Raw genomic sequence first — 23091 nt, 5'->3', positions numbered from 1 at the left:
AGCGAGCTTGTCTCTGGGCCGCTCCGAAAGGTCTGGCGCGCAATTTCTCTGATGTCCAACCACGGCCTCTTCACCGCATGCAACGGACTCTTCCCGGCTTAAGCCGTTCCTGCAGACGCTGCAAGCTTTTCGTAGGACCGGCTTTAGCCGGGAAGGCATCGCGTATTACGCCGTTGATCGAAAGACGGTAAAGACAGTTGGCTCACCCCTACAGAATACCCATCAGCCCCACACGGATATTGACTCGTATCAAGCACTCACCCGGGCTTCGATCTCCAGTCGTGTGATGGCTTTTTCCAGGTCGTCCAGGGCCTTGTCGCTGTCCGGCGAGTCCTGCTTGAGCAGCGTTTCGGTGCGCTGACAGGCAGCCCGCAGTTGCGGCACGCCGCAGTACCGCGTTGCGCCGTGCAGGCGATGCACGCGTTCGATCAGCGCCACGTGATCGTCGGCCTCGCGCGCGCTGCGAATCGCCTCGCGGTCGGTGCCCAGCGAAGCCAACAGCATCGCCAGCATGTCGGCGGCGAGGTCGGCCTTACCGGCGGCCAGACGCAAACCTTCTTCGTGATCGAGCACCTGCAGATTGACGCCGCCCTGAGCCACCTCATGATGCCGCTCCGGCGCCTGATTGCGCAGCGCCAGCCCGGTCCACTTGAGCACCACCTGCGCCAGTTGCCGTTCACTGATCGGCTTGGTCAGGTAGTCATCCATGCCGCTCTGCAGCAGCGCGCGCTTTTCGTTGGCCATGGCGTGGGCGGTCAGCGCAACGATCGGCAGCGACGAGACGTGCCGCTCGGTCTCCCAGCTGCGAATGGCTTCGGTGGCCTGGCGCCCGTCCATGCCGGGCATTTGCACGTCCATCAGCACCAGATCGAACGGCTCGTCCTGCACCGCCTGGATCGCCGCGTAGCCGCTGTCGACGGCCAGAACCTTGGCCCCCATGTCTTCGAGCAGCGTCTGCACCAGCAACAGGTTCGCCGGGTTATCGTCGACGCAGAGGATTCGCGGCGGCCGGCTGGACATTGGCTCCGGCACCTCGTTGCGCAGCTGTTTGGGGTTGATCAGCTCCGACAGCGCGCGGCGCAGCTTGCGCGTACACGCCGGTTTAGCCTGCAGCTGAGTGTAGGCGTCGGGCACTGATAGCTGATACAGCGCCTGCTCGGTAGTGGGGCACAGCACCAACACCTTGCAGTCCAGGTTCTCCAGATCCCAGATCTGCTGACGCAGCCGTTCGGGCGGCAGTTCGTGAGCGGTCACGCCCAGTACCGCCATCTCGATGGCGTGGGGCGTCTGATGCACCACCGTCACGCCATTGATCAGGTTCTCCAGATTGTTGAACACCATCGGCTGCAGGCCGCAATCCTCCAGCTGATGTTCCAGCGCCTGGCGGGCCAGATCGTGATGCTCCAGCACGGCGGCACGGCGCCCCATCAGCGGCGGTGCGGGCAAGTCATCCAGGTCGTCGCGGGTTTTTGGCAGCGTCAGGCTGATCCAGAATTCCGACCCTTCGCCGGGCGTGCTTTCCACGCCGATTTCCCCGCCCATCTGCTCGATCAAACGCTTGGAAATCACCAGCCCCAGGCCGGTCCCGCCGGAGTGACGGGACAGCGAATTGTCGGCCTGACTGAATGCCTGAAACAGTGCGCGCACATCCTGGCTCGACAGGCCGATGCCGGTGTCCTGCACGCTGATGCGCAGCTGAACGCTGTCGTCCTGTTCGTCCTCCAGCATCGCCCGGGCGACAATGGTGCCTTCGCGGGTGAACTTGATGGCGTTGCTGACCAGATTGGTGAGGATCTGCTTGAGTCGCAGCGGGTCACCTACCAGCGACAGCGGCGTGTCGCGGTACACCAGGCTCACCAGCTCCAGCTGTTTGGCGTGAGCGGCAGGAGCGAGGATGGTCAGGGTGTCTTGCAGCAAGTCGCGCAGATTGAACGGAATGGCATCGAGCACCAGCTTGCCGGCCTCGATCTTCGAGAAGTCGAGAATCTCGTTGATGATGCTCAGCAGGCTGTCGGCAGATTTTTCAATGGTGCTCAGGTAATCATGCTGACGCGGCGTCAGCTCGCTTTTCTGCAACAGGTGAGTGAAGCCGAGAATACCGTTCAGCGGGGTGCGAATTTCATGGCTCATGTTGGCCAGAAACTCGGACTTGATCCGGCTGGCTTCCAGTGCTTCCTTGCGCGCCAGGTCCAGCTCGATGTTCTGGATTTCGATGGTTTCCAGATTCTGGCGGACGTCTTCGGTGGCCTGCTCGATGCTGTGCTGCAACTCTTCCTGAGCATTCTGCAGTGTCGCGGCCATGCGGTTGATGCCTGAACCGAGCTCGTCCAGTTCGTGGCTGCCCATCGGCGGCAACCGCGCCTCCAGATTGCCGTCTTTGAGCTGGGCAACGACGTGTTTTATCTGTGCAATAGGCGCGTTGATCGTGCGGCTCATGCGCAGCGCCAGCACGGCGGTCATGCCCAGGCCGACGACGATCAGCAGCAGGCTGGCGAAGAGGCTGCGATAGCCGCGCAGCAAGGTGCCGCTGTGGGACAGCTCCAGTTCGACCCAGCCCAGCAGGCGGTCGTCTTCGCCTGGCACGACATTGCCGGTTAAATGACGATTGCGCCCGAACACCGGCATCAGATAACGCGTGGCATCGTTTTCCGAGCGCTGCAGCATGTGCGAACTGTTACCCACCGGCGCCTGATTGATCATCGTCGGCCCGGCGTGGGCCAGCAGATTGCGGTCGGCATCCAGAAACGAAACCGCTCGGACATCGGCCTGTTCGAGGACCTGCCCGGCGATGCGCTCCAGCAACGACTTGTCGCCATTGCCCAGCGCGGATGCCGAGAGCGGTGCAAGCTCGTTGGCGATCATCTCGCCGCGCTTGAACAGCTGCGTCTGCAGTTCCGACAGCTGCATCCAGGTGAAATAGCCGCCCAGCAGCGCTGCCATCAGGCAGGTCGGCAGGAGGGTCAGCAGCAACACGCGGCCTTTGATGCCCAATTTGGTCAGCACACTTTTTTCTCCAGCAATCCTGGCACGGATTCAGGCAACCGCTGTGCCATGTCAGCCTAAGCGGCTCGATAACTGCGCAGTGTAGTCACTTGTGCATGAGGAATCCCGGCTTTAAAACCGCGAGCAGGGACGCAGGCCGCAACTCCCGATCAATCGCCATTGCTCAGCCGCAGGCAATCTTGAATAATCGTCGGCTTGAGAATCACTCGCAGACGCCAATGAATCCCGCCAGCATCCAACGCCCCAGCATACTCGCCATCGAGGACGATCCTGTGCTCGGCGCCTTTGTGCACGATCAGTTGCACCGCTGCGGCTTTCAGGTCACCTGGTGCCAGGATGGCGCAGAAGGGCTGGACCGTGCGCAGCGTCAGCCCTTCGACGTCGTGCTCATGGATATTCTGCTGCCGGGCATGAACGGTCTGGACATCCTGACTCACCTGCGGCGCCGCCATACAACGCCAGTCATCCTCATGTCGGCACTGGGCGCGGAGGCAGATCGCATCAGCGGTTTTCGCAACGGCGCCGACGATTACCTGCCCAAGCCTTTCAGCGTCGACGAGCTGCGGGTGCGTATCGAGGCAATCCTGCGGCGGGTAAATCTTGAACGCCGCTTTCAAACTTCGACGCCGTTGCCACAGGTCTTCCCTGATGAGCCTGACGCCGAGGCGCTGGTGTTCGACGAAGGACTGAGCGACGTGCGGTTCGAAGGCAGGCCGGCGCAACTCACGCGCAGCGAATACCGCTTGCTGGAAACCTTGTGGCGCAACCCCGAAGACGTGCTCAGCAAGCCGTTCCTTTATCAGCATGTGTTGCAGCGCGGCTATTCACAGCACGACCGCAGCCTGGATATGCACATCAGCCAGATTCGCCGCAAGCTCAAGGCCGTCGGTTATCAGGCGCGCGAGGTGCGTACGGTCTGGGGCAAGGGCTACGTGCTGACAGCGGCCGCACCCGATGCCTGAGTCCGCCAATCACCTTCCCGGTCGCCATTCGTTGTTCTGGAAACTGGTGTTTCTGCTGGTCGCCTTCTGCCTGCTGATGATCTGGCTCAGCTGGTATTGGGGCCGATACATCGAGAATCAGAATGCTTACCTCAGTCACGAAGCCCGCAATGTACTCAACCGCTACGCCGCCGAAGCGGGGCAGGCCTGGCGCACGGGGCGGCGACAGGGCATCGACGCATGGCTGGATGAAATCAGGCATCACGAACAGGGCTGGGTCGGCGTCATCGGCAACGATCTGCAATCGTTGAGCAGTACGCCGCTGGACGGCAGTGAGATGCAGCGCCTGACGTTCATGCGCGGTGTCGACTGGCCGATGAGTGCCCGACAGAAGACCGCCCCCTGGTTGAAGATCGCCTTCCCGGATGACCCTCAGGCGGGCAGTCTGGTCATCGAGCTGCCGGCGCGCTTCAAGCCCGGTCGGCACGCGCTGATCTGGCAGATGCTTACCAATGTCCTGATTCCGGCGCTGTTCACGTTGCTGCTGTGCGTCGGGCTGTATCGGCTGCTGATTCGCCCGCTCAACCAGCTGCGCGAGCAGGCCAATGCCTGGCGTGCAGACCGGTTGTCCAACCGGCTGTCGCCGCAGATGACCTCACGCCGGGACGAACTGGGCGAGCTGAATCGTGCTTTCGATCACATGGCCGCGCGGTTGCAGTCTACCGTGCAGATTCAGCAGCAGTTGCTGCGCGACCTTTCTCACGAATTGCGCACGCCCCTGAGCCGCCTGAAAGTCGCCTGCGACAGCGACCAGACGCTGCCGGAACTGCGGGAGCGATTGAACCGTGAAGTGGACGGCATGCGCCGTCTGGTCGATGACACCTTGCACCTGGCGTGGCTGGACGCCGAGCGCGAGAAACTGCCCAGCGAAGACATTCAAGTGCTGGCGCTGTGGGACATGCTGGTGGACAACGCCTGCTTCGAGAGCTGCTGGCCGTCTCGACAGCTGCGCTGCGATCTGGACAGCAACTGCTGGGTCAGCGGCGACCTCAACACGCTGGCTCAGGCGCTGGAAAATATTCTGCGCAACGCGATCCGGCATTCTCCGCCGCAAGGGATCGTACAGTTGAGCGGCAGGCGGCAAGGCGAGGACTGGCTGCTGTGGCTGGAGGATCAGGGCGGCGGCGTGGACGACAACGACCTGGAGCGGATCTTCGCGCCCTTCATCCGCCTGGACGGTGCCCGACCGGGCCACGGCGGTTTCGGCCTGGGCCTGAGCATCGCGCGTAACTCCCTGCGCCTGCAGGGCGGCGACATGTGGGCAGAAAACACCGCCCAAGGGTTGCGAATGAACCTGCGCCTGCCCGCCCGGGAAGTCGAAGCACCCGTCTGACTCGGCGCAATGCTGTAAGAGCATGCTGGGTCGCGAACGCTGACTGTCTGGCAATGCATCTCCAGCGGCCATACCGGCCTCTTCCCGGCTAAACCCGGTCCTACAGACGCTGCGAACTTTTCGTAGGACCGGCTTTAGCCGGTCTTACAGACGTTGCAGATTTTTCGTAGGACTCGCTAAAGCCGGTCCTAGAGACGCTGCAGACTTTTCGTAGGACCGGCTTCAGCCGGGAAAGCGTCGGGAGTTACGCCGTTGACAGCAGAAGTGGTTAAGACAGTCGACTCACTCCCGCAGAGATGACCGATACGGTGGAAATATTCGGTCAGACACAAATCCCGTAGGAGTGCGCTTGCCTGCGAAGACTGACGTTCAGCCGCTGGATCCCCGACGGACACGCCGAATCACGCTCCCACGGAGTAAACACGATGGCATCGCCGTCGCGCCCATGATCGGCCGCTTATTCCATTTCGCCCTATCGAACTCACTTTGCGTGATATGGGCTTACGGCGATTGCCGGTATGATAGGCGACCCCCGCATGTCTGGATCGCGAACACGCCATGACCCTGCAGTATCCAACCATCGCCGATTGCATCGGCAACACCCCGCTGGTGCGTCTGCAACGCATGGCCGGGAACACCAGCAATACGTTGCTGCTCAAGCTTGAAGGCAACAACCCGGCTGGCTCTGTGAAAGACCGACCGGCGCTGTCGATGATCACCCGTGCCGAGTTGCGCGGGCAGATTCATTCCGGCGACACCCTGATCGAAGCGACTTCCGGCAACACCGGCATTGCCCTGGCCATGGCGGCCGCCATCAAGGGCTACCGCATGATCCTGATCATGCCCGACAACTCCAGCGCCGAACGCAAGGCGGCGATGACCGCATACGGCGCCGAGCTGATCCTGGTCAGCAAGGAAGAAGGCATGGAAGGCGCCCGCGATCTGGCCGAGCGCATGCAGGCCGAGGGGCGCGGCAAGGTGCTCGACCAGTTCGCCAATGGCGATAACCCGGAAGCGCACTACGTCGGCACCGGCCCGGAAATCTGGCGGCAGACGGGCGGCACCATCACCCATTTCGTCAGCTCCATGGGTACCACCGGCACCATCATGGGCACCTCGCGTTACCTGAAGGAACAGAACCCCGACATCCAGATCGTCGGCCTGCAGCCGATGGACGGGTCGGCGATTCCGGGCATTCGTCGCTGGCCGCAGGAGTACCTGCCGAAGATCTATCAGGCCGATCGCGTCGACCGCATCATGGACATGGCCCAAAGCGAGGCCGAAGACGTCATGCGTCGTCTGGCGCGCGAAGAAGGCATCTTCTGTGGCGTATCGTCCGGCGGCGCCGTGGCAGGCATGCTGCGTCTGTCTCAGGAAGTCGAAAACGCGGTCATGGTCGCGATCATCTGTGACCGTGGCGACCGTTACCTGTCGACCGGTGTCTACGATGCGCCCAACTGATGGCCAAGCGTGACTCAGGCCTGCGTTTCCAGCCCAGCGGCGGCACACGGGCAACGCAGGTCCCGACCGGTAAAAAACAACGTCTGAAAATCGAGCGGCTGGCCAACGACGGCCGCGGCATCGGTTTCGTCGAAGGCCGGACCTGGTTTGTCGCCGGCAGTCTGGCGGGGGAGGAAGTCGAGGCGCGCGTACTGGGTGCCCACGGCAAGGTCGTTGAAGCGCGTACCGAGCGCGTGTTTCAGGCGAGCCCGTTGCGGCGGCCTGCGCCGTGCAAGCATTTCGGCCGCTGTGGCGGTTGCAGCGTGCAGCAAATGCCCCACGACGAACAACTCGCCCTGAAACAGCGCATGCTCGCCGAGCAGTTGAGTCGCGTGGCAGGTGTGGAGCCTGAAGAGTGGGCCGCCCCTCTGACCGGTGATGAATTCGCCTACCGTCGCCGCGCGCGCATCGCCGTTCGCTGGGACGTGCGCAGCAAACAGCTGGAGGTCGGCTTCCGTGCTGCCTCGAGCCAGGACATCATCGCCATCGAAGAATGTCCGGTGCTGGTACAGGCCTTGCAACCGATCATGACGGCGTTACCGGCCATGCTGCGGAGTCTGGGCAAGCCGCAGGCGCTGGGGCATGTCGAGTTATTCAGTGGGTCGGCCAATGCGCTGCTGTTGCGTCACACCGCGCCATTGGCGGAAAACGACCTTGCGACGCTCAAGGCATTTTGTGATGCCCACAGTGCGCAACTGTGGTTGCATGGCGAAGGTGAGCCGCAGCCTGTGGACCCATCGGCAGCGCTGGGCTATCGCCTGGAGCCGTGGAACCTTGCGCTGGCTTATCGTCCCGGCGACTTTGTGCAGGTCAACGCACAGGTCAATACGGCGATGATCAGCCAGGCGCTGGACTGGCTCGAACCTCGTGCCGATGAACGAGTGCTGGACTTGTTCTGCGGGCTTGGTAATTTCGCTTTACCGCTGGCCCTCAAGTCGCGCGAAGTCGTGGCAGTGGAGGGCGTGGAGACGATGGTTCAACGCGCCACGGGCAACGCGGCGAGCAATGATTTGCATAATGTGAAGTTTTATCAGGCGGATCTGTCGCAGCCGCTGGACAAGGCGGCCTGGGTGGCGGAAGGTTTCCGCGCGGTACTGCTCGATCCTCCCCGTGACGGGGCGTTCGAAGTGGTGCGAAACCTCAAGGCCCTGGGTGCTGAACGGTTACTTTATGTGTCGTGCAACCCGGCAACTTTGGCGCGCGACACGGTCGAATTGATCAGGCAGGGCTACCGATTAAAACGTGCCGGAATTCTCGATATGTTTCCGCAGACTGCGCATGTCGAGGCGATGGCGTTATTTGAAGCGAGTAAGTGAGGCCTCCGGCTCAGGGAATCGAGTCAGCGCCTCACACGGAGTCTCGTTTAATCCGACTGGCCCGCGCACGCGTCCTTGCATGGCCCGCAAGGCGTATGCGCTTCAAGAAGGCTGGCGACTGATGGCGCATTTCATCGCGCCGTAGGGAAGGTAAGCAACATGGTACAGGTGAGAGCACACCAGCCGATAAACACAGACGGCAGTATCAATCTCGACGCATGGCTTGATCATGTGGTCAGCGTCGACCTCGCAGTGGACCGACAGGCGTTGAAAGAGGCCTGTGAATTTGCCCGGCAGGCCGAGCAGCAGGACAACGCCGCCAAGAATCTCTGGGCGGAAGGCACGTCGAGTTTTCAGACGGGCCTGGAAATCGCCGAAATCCTGGCCGACCTCAAACTCGATCAGGATTCTCTCATCGCCGCCGTGATCTATCGCGGCGTGCGCGAAGGCAAGATTCCCTTGCCCGATGTCAGCCAGCGTTTCGGCCCGACGGTGGCCAAGCTGATCGACGGCGTGCTGCGCATGGCGGCGATCAGCGCCAGCCTCAGCCCGCGCCAGTCGCTGGTGCTCGGCACTCAGGCGCAGGTGGAAAACCTGCGCAAGATGCTGGTCGCGATGGTCGATGACGTTCGCGTCGCCCTGATCAAGCTGGCCGAACGCACCTGCGCCATCCGGGCGGTGAAAAACACCGACGACGAGAAGCGCAACCGGGTCGCCCGGGAAGTCTTCGACATCTATGCGCCGCTGGCCCATCGTCTGGGCATCGGCCACATCAAGTGGGAGCTGGAGGACCTGTCCTTCCGCTACCTGGAGCCCGAGCAGTACAAGCAGATCGCCAAATTGCTGCACGAGCGCCGCCTCGATCGTGAGCGTTTCATCACCGATGTCATGTCGCAGCTGGAGAACGAGCTGCTGGCGACCGGGGTCAAGGCCGACATCAGCGGGCGTGCGAAGCACATCTACTCGATCTGGCGCAAAATGCAGCGAAAAGGGCTGGAATTCAGCCAGATCTACGACGTTCGTGCCGTTCGCGTGCTGGTGCCCGAAATGCGCGACTGCTACACCGCCCTCGGCATCGTCCATACCCTGTGGCGCCACATTCCCAAGGAGTTCGACGACTACATCGCCAACCCCAAGGAGAACGGCTATCGCTCGCTGCACACGGCAGTGATCGGCCCTGAGGGCAAGGTGCTGGAAGTGCAGATCCGCACCCACGCCATGCATGAGGAGGCCGAGCTGGGCGTCTGTGCTCACTGGCGTTACAAGGGCACTGACGTCAAATCGAGCTCCAATCATTACGAAGAGAAAATCTCCTGGCTGCGTCAGGTCCTCGAATGGCATGAAGAGCTGGGCGATATCGGCGGTCTGGCCGAGCAACTGCGCGTCGACATCGAGCCGGACCGCGTCTATGTGTTCACGCCTGATGGTCATGCCATCGACCTGCCCAAAGGCGCGACGCCGCTGGATTTCGCCTATCGCGTGCACACCGAGATCGGCCACAACTGCCGCGGCGCCAAAATCAACGGTCGCATCGTGCCGCTCAACTACAGCCTGCAGACCGGTGAGCAGGTCGAGATCATTACCAGCAAGCACGGCACGCCGAGCCGCGACTGGCTGAACTCGAACCTGGGTTACATCACCACGTCGCGGGCGCGGGCGAAGATTGTTCACTGGTTCAAACTGCAGGCGCGCGATCAGAACGTCGCGGCCGGTAAAGTCTTGCTCGAACGCGAGCTGGCGCGCCTGGCGCTGCCGCAGGTGGACTTCGACAAGCTGGCTGAAAAGGCCAACATGAAGATCGCCGAAGACATGTTCGCGGCGCTCGGCGCCGGCGATCTGCGTCTCGCGCAGCTGGTCAACCTGGCTCAGCAACTGGTCGAGCCCGAGCGTGGTAACGAGCAGCTGGAGCTGATTCCGCGCAAGGCGTCCGGGTATAAGCCGGGCAAACGCGGCGACATCCAGATTCAGGGCGTCGGCAATCTGATGACGCAAATGGCCGGCTGCTGCCAGCCGCTGCCGGGCGATGCGATCGTCGGTTACATCACGCAGGGGCGCGGCGTCAGCATCCACCGTCAGGATTGCGCCTCGGTGCTGCAACTGGGCGGGCGCGAGCCCGAGCGGATCATCCAGGTCAGTTGGGGCCCGGTGCCGGTGCTCACTTATCCGGTGGACATCATCATCCGCGCCTACGACCGATCCGGTCTGTTGCGGGACGTCTCTCAGGTGCTGCTCAACGAGCGCATCAACGTGCTGGCGGTCAACACCCGCTCGAACAAGGAAGACAACACCGCCCTGATGTCCCTGACCATCGAAATCCCGGGCCTGGATGCGCTGGGCCGGTTGTTGGGGCGCATCTCGCAATTGCCGAACATCATCGAGACGCGGCGTAACAGAACGCCGTGACTCTGTAGAAGCGCCCTTGCCCGCGGCTCGTGCCTGTGACGACTATGTCGACGACACACCGCAATCGCGGGCAATCGCGCTCCTAAAGGCCTCGATGCTGCAGATGGGATAACTATGTACAAACTCCAGGACTTGCTCACGCTCATGGCCCGGCTGCGAGACCCGCAATACGGTTGCCCGTGGGACGTGAAGCAGAATTACGCGACCATCGTGCCGCACACCCTCGAAGAGGCTTACGAAGTGGCCGACGCCATCGAGCGCGGGGATTTCGATGATCTGCGAGGTGAGTTGGGCGATCTTTTGTTTCAGGTGGTGTATTACTGCCAGCTAGCGCGCGAGGAAGGCCGGTTCGAGTTCGATGCCGTGGTAGACGGGATCACGCGCAAGTTGATCAGGCGCCATCCCCACGTGTTTCCGACCGGTGATCTTTACGCGCCTCTGGAGACGCCGCGCCTGAGCGAAGAGCAGGTCAAGCATCGCTGGGAGGAGATCAAAGCCCAGGAGCGGGCGGAGAAAGCGCACGTGCCGGAGCAGCTGTCCTTGCTCGACGATGTCCCCAGCGTACTCCCAGCATTGTCGCGCGCCGGCAAGTTGCAGAAACGCGCCGCACAAGTGGGTTTCGACTGGCCTGAAGCGTTGCCCGTGGTCGATAAAGTGCGCGAGGAACTCGACGAGGTGCTCGAAGCGATGGCCGACAACGACCCGGCCGCGATCAGCGACGAGATCGGCGACCTGCTGTTTGTGGTGGTCAATCTGGCCCGCCATCTGAAGGTCGATCCCGAAAATGCGCTGCGCGCTGCCAACAGCAAGTTCGAGCGACGTTTCCGATTTATCGAACAGGCCTTGCGCGATGCCCGTCGGCCCATTGAAGATTGCAGCCTTGAAGAGATGGACGCGCTCTGGGGCGAAGCCAAGCGTCAGGAAAAGAACACGCCCAACTGCGGTTGAGCTGACTGTTTAGAAAGAGAAGTCAGAGAGAGAAAACACATGGCGGGTATTTCCCTTCGTGACCAGTTGCTCAAGGCAGGTCTGGTCAACGAAAAACAGGCCAAGCAGGCCGCCAAGAGCAAGCAGAAAGAACAGCGTCTGGTGCACAAGGGGCAGGCCGTCGCCGACGATGCCGCCCAGCGCGCCGCGCAGGAAGCGATGGCCGAAAAAGCCAGGCGCGACCAGGAACTGAATCGTCAGCAACAGGAAAAGGCCGAGCAGAAAGCGCGCGCCGCACAGGTCAAGCAACTGATCGAAGCGACCCGTCTGCCCAAGCTGACCACCGAGGATTACTACAACTTCGTCGACGACAAGAAGGTCAAGCGCCTGTCGGTCAACGCGCTGATGCGCAGCAAGCTCAGCAATGGGTCGCTGGCCATCGTCCATCATGGCGGCACTTACGAGGTCATCCCGCGCGAGGCGGCGCTCAAGGTCCAGGAGCGCGATCCGCGGCGCATCGTCTTGTTGAGCGAGCCGACTGAAGAGCCGGATGGCGATGATCCGTACGCGGCGTACAAGATCCCTGATGATCTGATGTGGTAAAGCCTGAAACGACAAAACCCGCCGAGGCGGGTTTTGTCTTGTTGCGATTCCGTTATTGCGAGTTGCTCGCTGCCTTCTTGGCTTCCAGTTCCGCGAGCTCTGCTGCGTAACGCTGTGCGTCCGATTCGTGGTGAAACATCCCTACCAACTGGTCTTGCTGGCGAACATCCCAGATTTGAATGCCATCCGCGATGCTTTCGTGGGAAATGTGGGCGTCGTCGCGTTCAGTAACAGTTACCGTCATAGTGAAAACTCCTGACTCTTTGATATCTGCGGCAGGACGTCGCAGTGGTTTCTTTATAGGATTTGGTAGGTTGCTAAGTAAACGAGCGATTCTGGCAAGAGTTTTTTACCGATTCGGTAACAGTTGCTAACTGATTGTTTTAAATGGGTTGCGGCGTTTTGTCGCACTCGTTTGGAGGGCGTGAAGAAAATTTCATGTTCGCTTGGGAATAAGGGGACGTTGCCGAATTTGCGGTCGGAGCCTTGTTCTGAGGTCTGAGGAGCGGGGGATGTGCATCTGCGGAGGGCCTGGCAAGGGCGAGTCGACTGGTTTTGCTACCGCTGCGCGGCAGTTCGCGGGACAAGCCACGCTCCTACAGGGTCAGTGTTGCACTGGCGATGTATGGTTGATGGTAGGAGCGCGCCTGCCCGCGATCTCCTGACATCCGACGCCTTCTCGGTTAAAGCCGGTCCTACGAAAAGCTTGCAGTGTCTGTAGGACCGGCTTTAGCCGGGAAGGGGCCGGTGCATCCTGAGGATGTGCTTTACTTGAAAATCAGGCTTCGAGGGCGCGCTCCCACAGGATCAGCGTCGCGGGGTAGGAGCGCGCTTGCCCGCGATCAGCCGGGAACCGGCAGCAAGGCCGCTGCTTGCGGAGTGCTTGGCGAAATGGAGTCGATTGGTTTTGCTACCGCTGCGCGGCAGTTCGCGGGACAAGCCACGCTCCTGCAGGGTCAGCGTTGCCCTGGCAATGTGTGGTTGATGGTAAGAGCGCGCTTGGCCGCGATCTCCTGACATCCGACGCCTTCTAGGCTAAAGCCGGTCCTACGAAAAGCTTGCAGTGTCTGTAGGACCGGCTTTAGCCGGGAAAAGGCAGGTGCAGTGGCTGGAAATCAGTCTTCCCGGGCGCGCTCCTACAGGGTGAGTGTCGCAGTGCTTGAGCGATTGGCCTTGGCTGATCCGAAACCGATTCAATAAAAAACCCCGCTAGTTGGCGGGGTTTCTAAAGGGCAGGGTCTTGGGTCAGCTGCCTTTCACAGCTTTACCGTTCACCGAGCCCTCCTGCAGCATGATGTTGTATTCCTTGCCATCGGTTTCGACCTGCTGCAGGCGAACCAGCAGATAGTCGTAATCCTTGGCAAACCACATCACCGTGATGCGCTTGTTCTGCGTTGGATCGCGCACGCGTTCGACCTTGATGGCATCGACGGAGCCGACCTTGGTGTCGACCTTCTCGGTGCCCAGTACGCGGAAGTCGTAGGTGTCGACTTCATCGCCATCCACGACCTGGTAGGTCATGCTCTTCTTGCCTGCTGCCACGTCATGCTGCAGGGCCAGCTGATACGTGGATTTGTCGAGGACGCCGGTGTTCAGCGGGATTTTCACCGCATCGTTACGATCGGTCCCGGTGATGAACTTGGTCGGCCAGTCGAAAACCAGATCCACCATCTTGCTTTTGCCAAGGCCACCCCGTTCGAAGTGGTAGGTCTGCGGCAGCAACTGGTCCTTGTCGACCTTGAGGGTGCTCACTTCGGTCAGGCTGGCGATCATCATTGAAGCCTTGAAACTCAGGGTCCAACTGCCGTTAGCGTTCTTTTCCAGGCTGCGGGTGGCGCTGCCGCCGCCCACGGGCAGCTGTTTGAAGTCAGCGGTGTAGCTGGCGGAGAAAGGTTGAAGGTCTGCCGCGTTGACCGCAGGGAGCGCGAACAGAGCGAGAGCGAAGAGCAGAGCGCGACGCATAATATCTCCTGTCTTGGATTAGAGGGCCGGAATCAGGTGGCCGCTGGGTCCCAGTGGCTGGCCGTTCAATGATGCGCCATGTTCGCCGAGGGTCAATCGTCCTTCTGCGAACCAGCGAATGGCCAGTGGGTAAATCAGATGTTCCTGGGTGTGAACCTTTTGCGCCAGTGTGGCAGGCGTGTCATGCGACTCTACCGAAACGACAGCTTGTACGACCAGAGGCCCCCCATCGAGTTCCTCGGTGACGAAGTGCACGCTGCAGCCGTGTTCGGCATCGCCAGCTTCCAGTACGCGCTGGTGCGTATGCAAGCCTTTATACAGGGGAAGCAGCGAGGGGTGAATGTTCAGCAGCCGGCCATGGTAGTGACGCACGAAGCCAGGTGTGAGGATTCGCATGAAGCCGGCAAGGACAACGAGCCCGGGAGTGAAGGTGTCGATCAGCTCGATCAGCGCGGCATCGAAAGCCTCCCGGCCTTCATAGCCCTGATGGTCGAGGACGCGGGTTTCGATGCCCGCCTTCCTCGCGCGCTCCAGCCCGTAGGCATCGGCGCGGTTGGACACCACCGCGCGGATACGGGCCGGGCTCGAGTCTTCCTGAAAGCTGTCGATCATCGCTTGCAGGTTACCGCCAGTGCCGGACAGCAGCACCACCACATCACAGGGTTGAGGCATGTCAGGCATCAATGTGCCTTGAGGTTCTTCAGCTCGACTTGAGCGGCGCCTGGCGCAGCAGTGCCGATCTGGCCGATGACCCAAGGCTGTTCGCCCGCGTCACGCAGCGCTTTGAGGGAAGCTTCGACATGTTCCTGAGCCACGCAGATGACCATGCCGACGCCGCAGTTCAGAACGCGGTGCATTTCGTGCTCGTCGACGTTGCCCTTTTCCTGCAGCCAGTCGAACACCGCTGGACGGGTCCAGCTGGCGACGTCGACGACGGCTTGCGCGCCTTCAGGCAGTACGCGCGGGATGTTGTCCAGCAGACCGCCGCCGGTGATGTGGGCCATGGCTTTGACCGCGCCGGTGTCCTTGATCAGCTTGAGCAGCTGCTTGACGTAGATGCGCGTCGGCGCCATCAGCAGGTCGGTCAGTGGCTTGCCGTCCAGCTGGATGGATTCGATGTCTGCGCCCGACACTTCAATGATCTTGCGGATCAGCGAGTAGCCGTTGGAATGCGGGCCGGAAGATGGCAGGGCGAGCAAAGCATCGCCCGCCTGGACCTTGGAGCCGTCGATGATGTCGGCTTTTTCTACGACGCCGACGCAGAAGCCGGCCAGATCGTAGTCTTCGCCTTCGTACATGCCAGGCATTTCAGCGGTTTCGCCGCCGACCAGCGAGCAGCCCGCCAGTTCGCAGCCTGCGCCGATGCCGGTGACCACCTGTGCGGCGGTGTCGACGTTCAGTTTGCCGGTGGCGTAGTAGTCGAGGAAGAACAACGGTTCTGCGCCGCACACCACCAGGTCGTTCACGCACATGGCGACCAGGTCGATGCCGATGCTGTCGTGTTTGTTCAGGTTCAACGCCAGACGCAGCTTGGTGCCCACGCCGTCAGTGCCGCTGACCAGTACCGGCTGCTTGTAGCCCGCCGGAATTTCGCACAGAGCGCCGAAGCCCCCCAGGCCGCCCATCACTTCCGGGCGCTTGGTGCGCTTGGCGACGCTCTTGATGCGTTCGACCAATGCTTCACCGGCGTCGATGTCTACACCGGCGTCTTTGTAGCTCAGGGAGGGTTGCTTGCTCATGATCCAGGCCTTTAGGGGGGATTCGGGGTAACGACCGAGTGGGAACGGCTCGTGGCCGTGTCATCGCCGGTCTGCGAAGGCGCGCGATTTTATCAGGATTGGCTTCAAGCGGCCATCCTTGGGCCGACGGGCAGGGCCATGATGAAGAAGAAATAACCTGATTGCAGGCATCGCGGCGGCTGCCGGGGCTGGTCCGTTCGTCGGCAGCTATATAAGGTGTAAGTTCTTCGCCAGAGGTGAGCGATTCGCGCCAACCTGTGGTCTGAGTCGTGCCGACATTATCACGCAGCTGTCCATACGCTGCCATTTGCCCATCGGGAATTTTCCATGCTTCCACCTTCATTCATGCGCCTGAAGACATGCCTGTTCGTGGGCTGTCTCTCTCTGATCAGCCTGCCGGCGCTGGCCGAGACCGTGACCAACCTGTATCAGGTTCGCGAGCCCGTCAGCGGTCAGACCCCGGACGAGAAAACCCGCGCCACCCAGGCTGCCCTCGAGACTCTGGTGATTCGCCTGACCGGTGACGGCAAGGCCGCGCAAGGTCCGGGACTGGCTGACGTGCGCAAGGATCCGCAGCAGATCATCAGCCAGTATGGCTACGACGCAGGGCCGCCCGAGACCTTGCAGGTCGACTTCGACCCGGCCAGTACCGACCGCGCATTGCGTCAGGCGGGGCTGTCATTGTGGGGCTCCAATCGCCCGGTAATCATGGCCTGGTGGCTGAACGATGCCACCGACGGCGCCAATCTGGTAGGCGACGGCCAGTCCTCTGCCGAACCGTTGCGCCGCGCCGCGCAGCATCGGGGTCTGCCGCTGCGTCTGCCGCTGGCTGACCTTGCCGAGCAGGGCATCGGCAATGCGAAGACGCTGGATGGCAACGATGTGAAGCCCCTCAAGGAGGCGTCCGAACGTTACGGTTCTGACGCGATTCTTGCCGTGCACGCGCAGGAAAATGGCGGTCAGTGGCAAGGCAAGTGGCATCTGTGGCTGGGTGACAAGATGGAGCAGGGCAGCGCGTCGGGAGCGAGTTCCGCCGAGCTGGCCGATGCGGTGCTGCTGGCGGTAAGTCAGCGCCTGGCGCCGCGTTTCGTGGTCAAGCCGGGCGCGTCGTCCGGCATGGCGCTGGACGTGCAGGGCATGAATCTGGAGCGTTACGCGCAGCTGCTGCGCTTGCTGGAGCCTTTCGGCGGCCGCCTCAAGTCGGTGGACGCGGATCGCGTGGTGTTCGATGTCAGCGGCAGTGCCGACCAGTTGCGCTCGCAATTGTCCCTCGCAAAACTGCAGGAAGTGCCCGAGGGTGAAGTGGCCGGCGCGCCAGTCAATGCTGCACAGCCGCCTGTTGACGGCGCGACCCCAACGGTCCAGCCGCCAGCTGTTTCCGCGCCTGCGTTGCACTTCCGCTGGTGAGCGGGTTCATAACGACGTTGCACGATGCACATCATCCGGGGTTAAGGGGCAGTAATGACTGATACGCGTCGTTGGTTCTGGCTGGGCGGGGTTGTCCTGCTCTGTCTGTTTATAGGGTTGCTGCACGCGATTCTGACGCCGTTTCTGGTGGCGCTGTTGCTGGCGTACATGGGCGATCCACTGGCGGACCGGCTGGAAAAGCTGAAGATGTCGCGCACGTTCAGTGTGGTGACGGTGTTTATGCTGTTTACGCTGATCTTCATGGGCTTGCTGCTGGTGCTGGTGCCCATGCTCGCCAAGCAGCTGTATCGCCTGTATGAACTGGCGCCGCAGATTCTCGACTGGCTGCAGCACACGGCATTGCCCTGGACGCAGGCCAAGCTGGGTCTGGCGGACGGTTTCTGGAAATTCGACAAGGTCAAGGCGGCCATTTCCGAGCACATGGGGCAGACGGGCGACATCGTCGGCATCGTGCTGGCTCAGGCCACGACCTCAACGCTTGCGCTGATCGGCTGGTTGACCAACCTCGTCCTCATTCCAGTGGTCTGCTTTTATTTGCTGCGCGACTGGGACGTGATGATGGCCAAGGTGCGCAGCCTGTTGCCGCGTCATCGCGAGAAGAAGATCGTCGCGCTGGCGGACGAGTGCCATGAAGTGCTCGGCGCGTTCATTCGCGGTCAGTTGCTGGTAATGGTTGCGCTGGGCGTGATCTACGCCGCAGGGCTGATGCTGGTCGGACTGGAGCTGGGTCTGTTGATCGGCGTCATCGCCGGGCTGGCGGCGATCGTGCCTTATATGGGCTTCGTGATCGGAATCGGGTCGGCCATCCTGGCGGGCCTGTTCCAGTTCGGCGGTGACTTGTATCCGATGCTGGGCATCATCGCCGTCTTCATGGTCGGGCAGGCGCTCGAGGGTATGGTACTGACGCCGCTGCTGGTGGGCGATCGTATCGGCCTGCATCCGGTGGCCGTCATCTTCGCCATTCTGGCGGGCGGCGAGCTGTTCGGCTTCACCGGCATCCTGCTGGCGTTGCCGGTGGCGGCGGTGATCATGGTGCTGGTGCGTCATGTCCACGATCTGTACAAGGATTCGGATATTTATGGCGGGAAGGAAGATCCGGATCTATAACCCGTCAAGTGAGTGCCCTCGAACCCTGCATGGGCAGCGTGTTCGCGAATATGGCAGATCCGTCACGCCAAGTGCGCTGATCCTGCGCATTCGTGAACAGGCTGGCTTCTAACATTTTTGGGGTTCGGCTCTTCCGAAAGGGTGAGCCCTGTAATCACGGATAAAAGCCCGACTTTTGCGGGCAATCCGCGGCCTGGCCGGGTGCAGGCGCAACCCTTTGATTTTGCAGGCGGTCTGGCGCATTGTGCGGTCCGGCTTGCGGGTATAAACTTTGCAGACTTTACACAGAGGCCCCTTGGCGGTTCGTCATGAACCGTTCAGCCAGCATGAAACCAGTTCAGCTGCCCCTGAGTGTGCGTCTGCGTGATGACGCCACCTTCATCAATTACTATCCAGGCGCCAATGCCGCTGCACTCGGCTACGTCGAGCGGCTGTGCGAAGCCGACGCCGGGTGGACCGAAAGCCTCATCTATCTCTGGGGCAAGCACGGAGTAGGGCGCACGCATCTGTTGCAGGCCGCGTGTCTGCGCTTTGAGCAACTGGGCGAGCCGGCGGTGTACCTGCCGATGGCTGAAGTGATTGATGAAGGCGTGGAGCTGTTCGACCACCTGGAGCAGTACGAACTGGTCTGTCTGGACGATCTGCAGGCCGTGGTCGGCAAGCCGGAGTGGGAAGAAGCCCTGTTTCACCTGTTCAACCGCTTGCGCGACAGTGGCCGGCGCCTGCTGATCGCAGCGTCCTGCTCTCCTCGCGAACTGCCGGTCAAACTGGCCGATCTGAAATCCCGACTGACCATGGCGCTGGTGTTCCAGATGCGTCTGCTGTCGGATGAAGAGAAGCTCCGCGCCCTGCAACTGCGTGCCTCCCGGCGTGGCTTGCACCTGACCGATGAAGTCGGCCATTTCATCCTGACCCGTGGTACGCGGAGCATGAGCGCGCTGTTCGACCTGCTCGAACAACTCGATCAGGCCTCGCTTCAGGCGCAGCGCAAGCTGACTATTCCCTTCCTTAAAGAGACGCTCGGCTGGTGAGCCAGTCGGCGGTCGATCCAGCCCTCGTGCTGCAAACCGCAGCCGCTCTGCGTCACGCCAGAAGAATTCTGATCATCACCGGCGCGGGATTGTCCGCCGATTCCGGTCTGCCGACCTATCGGGGTGTCGGCGGTCTTTACAACGGCCAGACCGACGACGGCCTGCCGATTGAAATGGCGTTATCCGGGCCGATGCTGCGACGTGATCCTGCGTTGTGCTGGAAGTACATTGCCCAATTAGGCAGCGCTTGCCTGGGCGGGCAACCCAATGCGGCGCACTATGCCATCGCACAATTGCAGCGGTACAAGCCCGAATGCTGGGTGCTGACACAAAATGTTGACGGTTATCATCGTGCGGCAGGCAGTCCAGCGGAACGGCTTATCGAAATTCATGGGCAAATGGCGCCGCTGTATTGCCAGTCTTGCGGGGCGGAAGATCCGCAGCTGAGTGCCCATCTAGAGCGACCGCTGCCACCGCTGTGCGCGCAATGCCACGGCGTGCTGAGGCCGCCGGTCGTCTTGTTCGAAGAAATGCTGCCAGAGCTGGCATTGAAAATGCTGTACGAAGAGATGGCAAAAGGCTTTGATGCTGTAATCAGCATTGGAACCACCGCCAGCTTCCCGTATATTCACGAGCCGATGTTGCGCACGAGGGTCACGGGAGGCTTTACCGCCGAGATAAACCCGTCGCCCACCGATCACTCCGATCACATGGATGTATTTCTGAGGTGTAGAGCCTTAGATGTGATGGAGGACATCGTAAGTCACATTTGTTTCGATTGAATTTGCAAATGATGACGATAGAGGGCATAGTCTCGGCTTCTTTACATATTAGCCACGGTCGTGCCCATGCTAAATCGCTTCGCACCCCTCGTGCCTCTCGCACTCGTTTCGCTGTTGTTCGGCTGCGCGGCCCAGATGCCAGCGTCGCAACAACAGTCGCAGAGCCCGCAATTCAAGGACTCCGCAACCGCACAGACCGCCACCAAGCGTGCTGATTATTCGTCTTCCGTGCTGGATGACGAGATCGCCACGGAAGATGAGCTGGCCCAGTTCTCCGACAATAAGCCGTACCGGTTGCCGGTTCTGGCCGATAGCATCCTGGAACGCGGCAAGTCGCTGATAGGGACGCGCTATCGTTTCGGCGGTACCTCGACCACTTCCGGTTTCGACTGCAGCGGTTTCATCGGCTATCTGTTCCGCGAAGAAGCCGGCATGAGCCTGCCTCGTTCTTCTCGTGAAATGATCAACATCGACGCGCCTCTGGTCAAACGCAACGACCTCAAGCCTGGTGATCTGCTGTTCTTCAGCACGGCCGGTCGCGGTCGCGTCAGCCACGCGGGCATTTACCTGGGGGATGATCAGTTCATTCACTCCAGCAGCCGTCGCAGTGGCGGTGTCCGTGTAGACAGTCTTGACGACGCCTACTGGGCCCGGACGTTCATCGAAGCCAAGCGCGCGCTGGCCATGGCACCTTCCAAGGTTCCAGAAACCACGACCGCCATGACCTCGACTACAATCAAGCGCCAACACCGGTAGCAGGAGTCGCAGCACCCCCTGCTTTTAGCGTGCAACCGGGGAATCCCTGATTGCACGCAACGCTGGCTCCCGGCAAAGTAAGCCGCATCCCGCAAAGGTTGTTGTGTTTATGTCGTTTACGGTTCGCCTGGCTGTTGTTTCAATGGCTGCATTGCTGGCCGCTTGTTCCAGCAATCCACCGCCATCCCCTCCGAAGGTCGTTTCCAGGCCTGTTGTTTCCGCTCCCGCGCAGTTTTCTTCTCCTCTTGCAGATGACGTTTTACTACGTGCCATCGGGCTCGTGGGCACGCCTTATCGCTGGGGCGGCAATACGCCGGATTCGGGGTTCGATTGCAGTGGCCTGATCGGCTATGTGTATCAGGGCGCGGCGGGCATTACGCTGCCACGCTCGACGCGTGACATGATCAACCTGCGTGGACCGAACATCGATCGCAGCGAGCTGCAGACCGGCGATCTGGTGTTTTTTGCCACCGGCGGCGGGTCGAATGTCAGCCATGCCGGGATTTACGTGGGAGAAGGGCGCTTCGTGCATGCGCCAGCCACCGGCGGCACGGTCAAGCTGGATAGCCTCGACAAGCCGTATTGGCAGAAAGCCTGGCTGAACGCAAAGCGCGTGATTCAGCCTTCCAGTCTGGCTCGGCAGTAACTGACGTGAACCTCTGCCCAGCGGGCGCGTGGCGTGTACTGCGACCGTCGGGAAACCCGTCGTAGCATGTTCGACGACGGGGCCGATGTCAGCGAGGCACGCTGCGCGCCTGTGATCACCTATTGAGTCGAGGCCTGCGCCGTGCGCGCGGCTGTCACGCGCCAGATCTTGTTGCCAACGTCGTCGGCCACCAATACGCCGCCCTTATTGTCGTTGACCACTCCCACCGGTCGGCCTTGCGCTTTTTCGTCCGCATTCAAAAAGCCGGTCAGCAGGTCGACCGGTGTACCGCTCGGCTTCCCGTCCTTGAAGGGAACGAACAGGACTTTGTAACCACTGTGCGGTTTGCGGTTCCACGAGCCGTGTTGTCCAACGAACAGCCCTTCATTGAAAGGCGCGGGCAAGGATTTGCCGTCAGCGAACGCCAGGCCGAGCGAGGCTGTGTGCGGGCCCACGGCGAAGTCAGGTGCGATGGCCTTCTGTACCAGTTCTGGATTCTGTGGCGAGACCCGAACATCCACATGCTGGCCGTAATAACTGAAAGGCCAGCCGTAGAACGCGCCGTCCTGCACAGAAGTGACGTAGTCGGGCACCAGGTCGCTGCCGATTTCGTCACGTTCGTTGACGGCGGTCCACAGCTTGCCGGTGTGCGGTTCCCAGTCCATGCCGTTGGGGTTGCGCAATCCCGAGGCGAAAATCCGATGGTTACCCGTTGCGGCATCCACTTCCCAGATCGCTGCGCGGCCTTTCTCGGCATCCAGACCGTTTTCCGCCACGTTACTGTTGGAGCCAACGGTCACGTACAGCTTGCTCCCGTCTTTGCTGGCGATGACGTTTTTGGTCCAGTGGTGATTCAGCGTGCCGCCAGGCAGGTCGGTGACTTTCAGCGGCTCGCCCTTGATCGATGTTTCGCCGGGGACATAGTTGAAGCGCAGCAGGCGATCGGTGTCCGCCACGTAAAAGTCGTTGCCGACCAGGGTCATGCCGAACGGGGAGTTCAGATGGTCGATAAACACTGAGCGGGTTTCCGCGACGCCGTCGTGATCGTTGTCGCGCAACAGGGTGATTCGGTTGGCGCTCGGGACACCTGCGCCTGCGCGGCCCATGACTTTCTTCATCACCCAGCCTCGGATCCCCTTGCCGTCGTCGGGTTTGGGCGGCTCGTTGGTTTCGGCGACCAGCACGTCACCGTTGGGCAGCACATAGAGCCAGCGCGGGTGATCGAGGTTCTCCGCGAACGCCGCCACTTGGGTCCCGGGTGCCGCGGCGGGCTTGGCACCGGCTGGCCAGCCGACGGCCGGGGCGATGTTGACGGTGGGGATCAAGGTCTTGTTCGGCTCTGGCAGGCGGGGTGATGGCCCCGTCCCGTCGGACACCTGCAATCGGGACGACTCGCCACAGGCGGCGAGGCCGCCTGCAACTATCAGTAAAACCACAGCGTGGGGCCTGAGCGTGAACATGATCGATCTCCCTTTCCTGGCAGTCATGCAAGCGCATGTCTATGAGTAGAGGCGCGCCTGTGCGCGGGGTTCAACCGGCGCGGCGGATACCGAG

Annotated in this window: 19 protein-coding genes; 13 read left to right on the top strand and 6 right to left on the bottom strand. The window is 61.3% G+C overall.

Features of this window, described 5'->3' with window-relative positions; genetic code table 11:
* Positions 1-249: 249 nt before the first annotated feature.
* Positions 250-3003: a response regulator gene (locus tag BMZ10_RS09905; protein WP_093460818.1), complete on the bottom strand. Its 2754-nt coding sequence runs from the start codon at positions 3001-3003 to the stop codon at positions 250-252.
* A 218-nt stretch (positions 3004-3221) separates the two neighbouring features.
* Between BMZ10_RS09905 and BMZ10_RS09900 the strand changes: the two genes are divergently transcribed.
* The 7 genes from BMZ10_RS09900 to BMZ10_RS09870 all read left to right on the top strand — a co-directional run bounded on the left by BMZ10_RS09900 (position 3222) and on the right by BMZ10_RS09870 (position 12086).
* Entirely contained in the window at positions 3222-3965 is a 744-nt protein-coding gene (locus BMZ10_RS09900; RefSeq protein WP_093460815.1) for a response regulator transcription factor, read from the top strand.
* Entirely contained in the window at positions 3958-5337 is a 1380-nt protein-coding gene (locus tag BMZ10_RS09895; RefSeq protein WP_093460812.1) for a sensor histidine kinase, read from the top strand. Before BMZ10_RS09900 ends, BMZ10_RS09895 begins: the two co-directional genes overlap by 8 nt.
* A gap of 558 nt (positions 5338-5895) precedes the next feature.
* On the top strand, positions 5896-6798 hold the full coding sequence (gene cysM, locus BMZ10_RS09890) for a cysteine synthase CysM (RefSeq protein WP_093460809.1): 903 nt from the start codon (positions 5896-5898) through the stop codon (positions 6796-6798).
* Positions 6798-8153 carry a 23S rRNA (uracil(1939)-C(5))-methyltransferase RlmD gene (gene rlmD / locus BMZ10_RS09885; RefSeq protein WP_093460806.1) on the top strand — a complete coding sequence of 452 codons (1356 nt, stop codon included), beginning with the start codon at positions 6798-6800 and terminating at the stop codon, positions 8151-8153. The genes cysM and rlmD overlap by 1 nt, the downstream gene beginning before the upstream one ends.
* 159 nt (positions 8154-8312) lie before the next feature.
* Positions 8313-10556 (top strand): GTP diphosphokinase, encoded by a 2244-nt coding sequence (gene relA, locus BMZ10_RS09880; protein ID WP_093460803.1) that lies wholly within the window; start codon positions 8313-8315, stop codon positions 10554-10556.
* A gap of 114 nt (positions 10557-10670) precedes the next feature.
* A complete protein-coding gene (gene mazG, locus BMZ10_RS09875; RefSeq protein WP_093460800.1) occupies positions 10671-11504 on the top strand; it encodes a nucleoside triphosphate pyrophosphohydrolase in 834 nt (277 codons plus the stop codon).
* 39 nt (positions 11505-11543) lie between these two features.
* Positions 11544-12086, top strand: coding sequence for a DUF2058 domain-containing protein (locus BMZ10_RS09870; RefSeq protein ID WP_093460797.1), 543 nt, complete (start codon positions 11544-11546; stop codon positions 12084-12086).
* A 52-nt stretch (positions 12087-12138) separates the two neighbouring features.
* Here BMZ10_RS09870 and BMZ10_RS09865 read toward each other — a convergent pair whose 3' ends face one another.
* The 4 genes from BMZ10_RS09865 to purM all read right to left on the bottom strand — a co-directional run bounded on the left by BMZ10_RS09865 (position 12139) and on the right by purM (position 15787).
* The gene (locus tag BMZ10_RS09865) at positions 12139-12330 is read right to left on the bottom strand and encodes a hypothetical protein (protein ID WP_062380056.1); all 192 of its coding nucleotides are present in this window, start codon (positions 12328-12330) and stop codon (positions 12139-12141) included.
* A gap of 1001 nt (positions 12331-13331) precedes the next feature.
* Positions 13332-14048 (bottom strand): DUF3108 domain-containing protein, encoded by a 717-nt coding sequence (locus BMZ10_RS09855; protein WP_093460791.1) that lies wholly within the window; start codon positions 14046-14048, stop codon positions 13332-13334.
* A gap of 18 nt (positions 14049-14066) precedes the next feature.
* Positions 14067-14720: a phosphoribosylglycinamide formyltransferase gene (gene purN / locus BMZ10_RS09850; protein ID WP_093462511.1), complete on the bottom strand. Its 654-nt coding sequence runs from the start codon at positions 14718-14720 to the stop codon at positions 14067-14069.
* Positions 14721-14728: 8 nt separating this feature from the next.
* Positions 14729-15787 (bottom strand): phosphoribosylformylglycinamidine cyclo-ligase, encoded by a 1059-nt coding sequence (gene purM, locus BMZ10_RS09845; RefSeq protein WP_093460788.1) that lies wholly within the window; start codon positions 15785-15787, stop codon positions 14729-14731.
* Between the two features lie 345 nt (positions 15788-16132).
* Here purM and BMZ10_RS09840 point away from each other — a divergent pair, with 345 nt between their 5' ends.
* From BMZ10_RS09840 to BMZ10_RS09815, 6 genes are all read left to right on the top strand, one after another.
* Positions 16133-17194, top strand: coding sequence for a DUF2066 domain-containing protein (locus BMZ10_RS09840; protein ID WP_093462508.1), 1062 nt, complete (start codon positions 16133-16135; stop codon positions 17192-17194).
* Positions 17195-17248: 54 nt separating this feature from the next.
* A complete protein-coding gene (locus BMZ10_RS09835) occupies positions 17249-18322 on the top strand; it encodes an AI-2E family transporter (RefSeq protein ID WP_093460785.1) in 1074 nt (357 codons plus the stop codon).
* Between the two features lie 326 nt (positions 18323-18648).
* Positions 18649-19353 (top strand): DnaA regulatory inactivator Hda, encoded by a 705-nt coding sequence (hda, locus tag BMZ10_RS09830; RefSeq protein ID WP_093460782.1) that lies wholly within the window; start codon positions 18649-18651, stop codon positions 19351-19353.
* Complete coding sequence (locus tag BMZ10_RS09825) at positions 19350-20135, top strand: NAD-dependent deacylase (protein WP_256214464.1); 786 nt, start codon at positions 19350-19352, stop codon at positions 20133-20135. Before hda ends, BMZ10_RS09825 begins: the two co-directional genes overlap by 4 nt.
* A gap of 66 nt (positions 20136-20201) precedes the next feature.
* Positions 20202-20891, top strand: a complete 690-nt coding sequence (locus tag BMZ10_RS09820) for a C40 family peptidase (protein ID WP_093460779.1) — start codon at positions 20202-20204, stop codon at positions 20889-20891.
* A gap of 109 nt (positions 20892-21000) precedes the next feature.
* Positions 21001-21537, top strand: coding sequence for a C40 family peptidase (locus tag BMZ10_RS09815; protein WP_093460776.1), 537 nt, complete (start codon positions 21001-21003; stop codon positions 21535-21537).
* Positions 21538-21656: 119 nt separating this feature from the next.
* Here BMZ10_RS09815 and BMZ10_RS09810 read toward each other — a convergent pair whose 3' ends face one another.
* Positions 21657-22997 (bottom strand): PQQ-dependent sugar dehydrogenase, encoded by a 1341-nt coding sequence (locus tag BMZ10_RS09810; RefSeq protein WP_093460773.1) that lies wholly within the window; start codon positions 22995-22997, stop codon positions 21657-21659.
* Between the last annotated feature and the right edge of the window lie 94 nt (positions 22998-23091).

It is taken from the genome of Pseudomonas sp. NFR16, assembly GCF_900108875.1.
Lineage (GTDB): Bacteria > Pseudomonadota > Gammaproteobacteria > Pseudomonadales > Pseudomonadaceae > Aquipseudomonas.
Note: the sequence above shows the minus strand (reverse complement) of the source record. Positions and strands in the feature narration are given on the sequence as shown.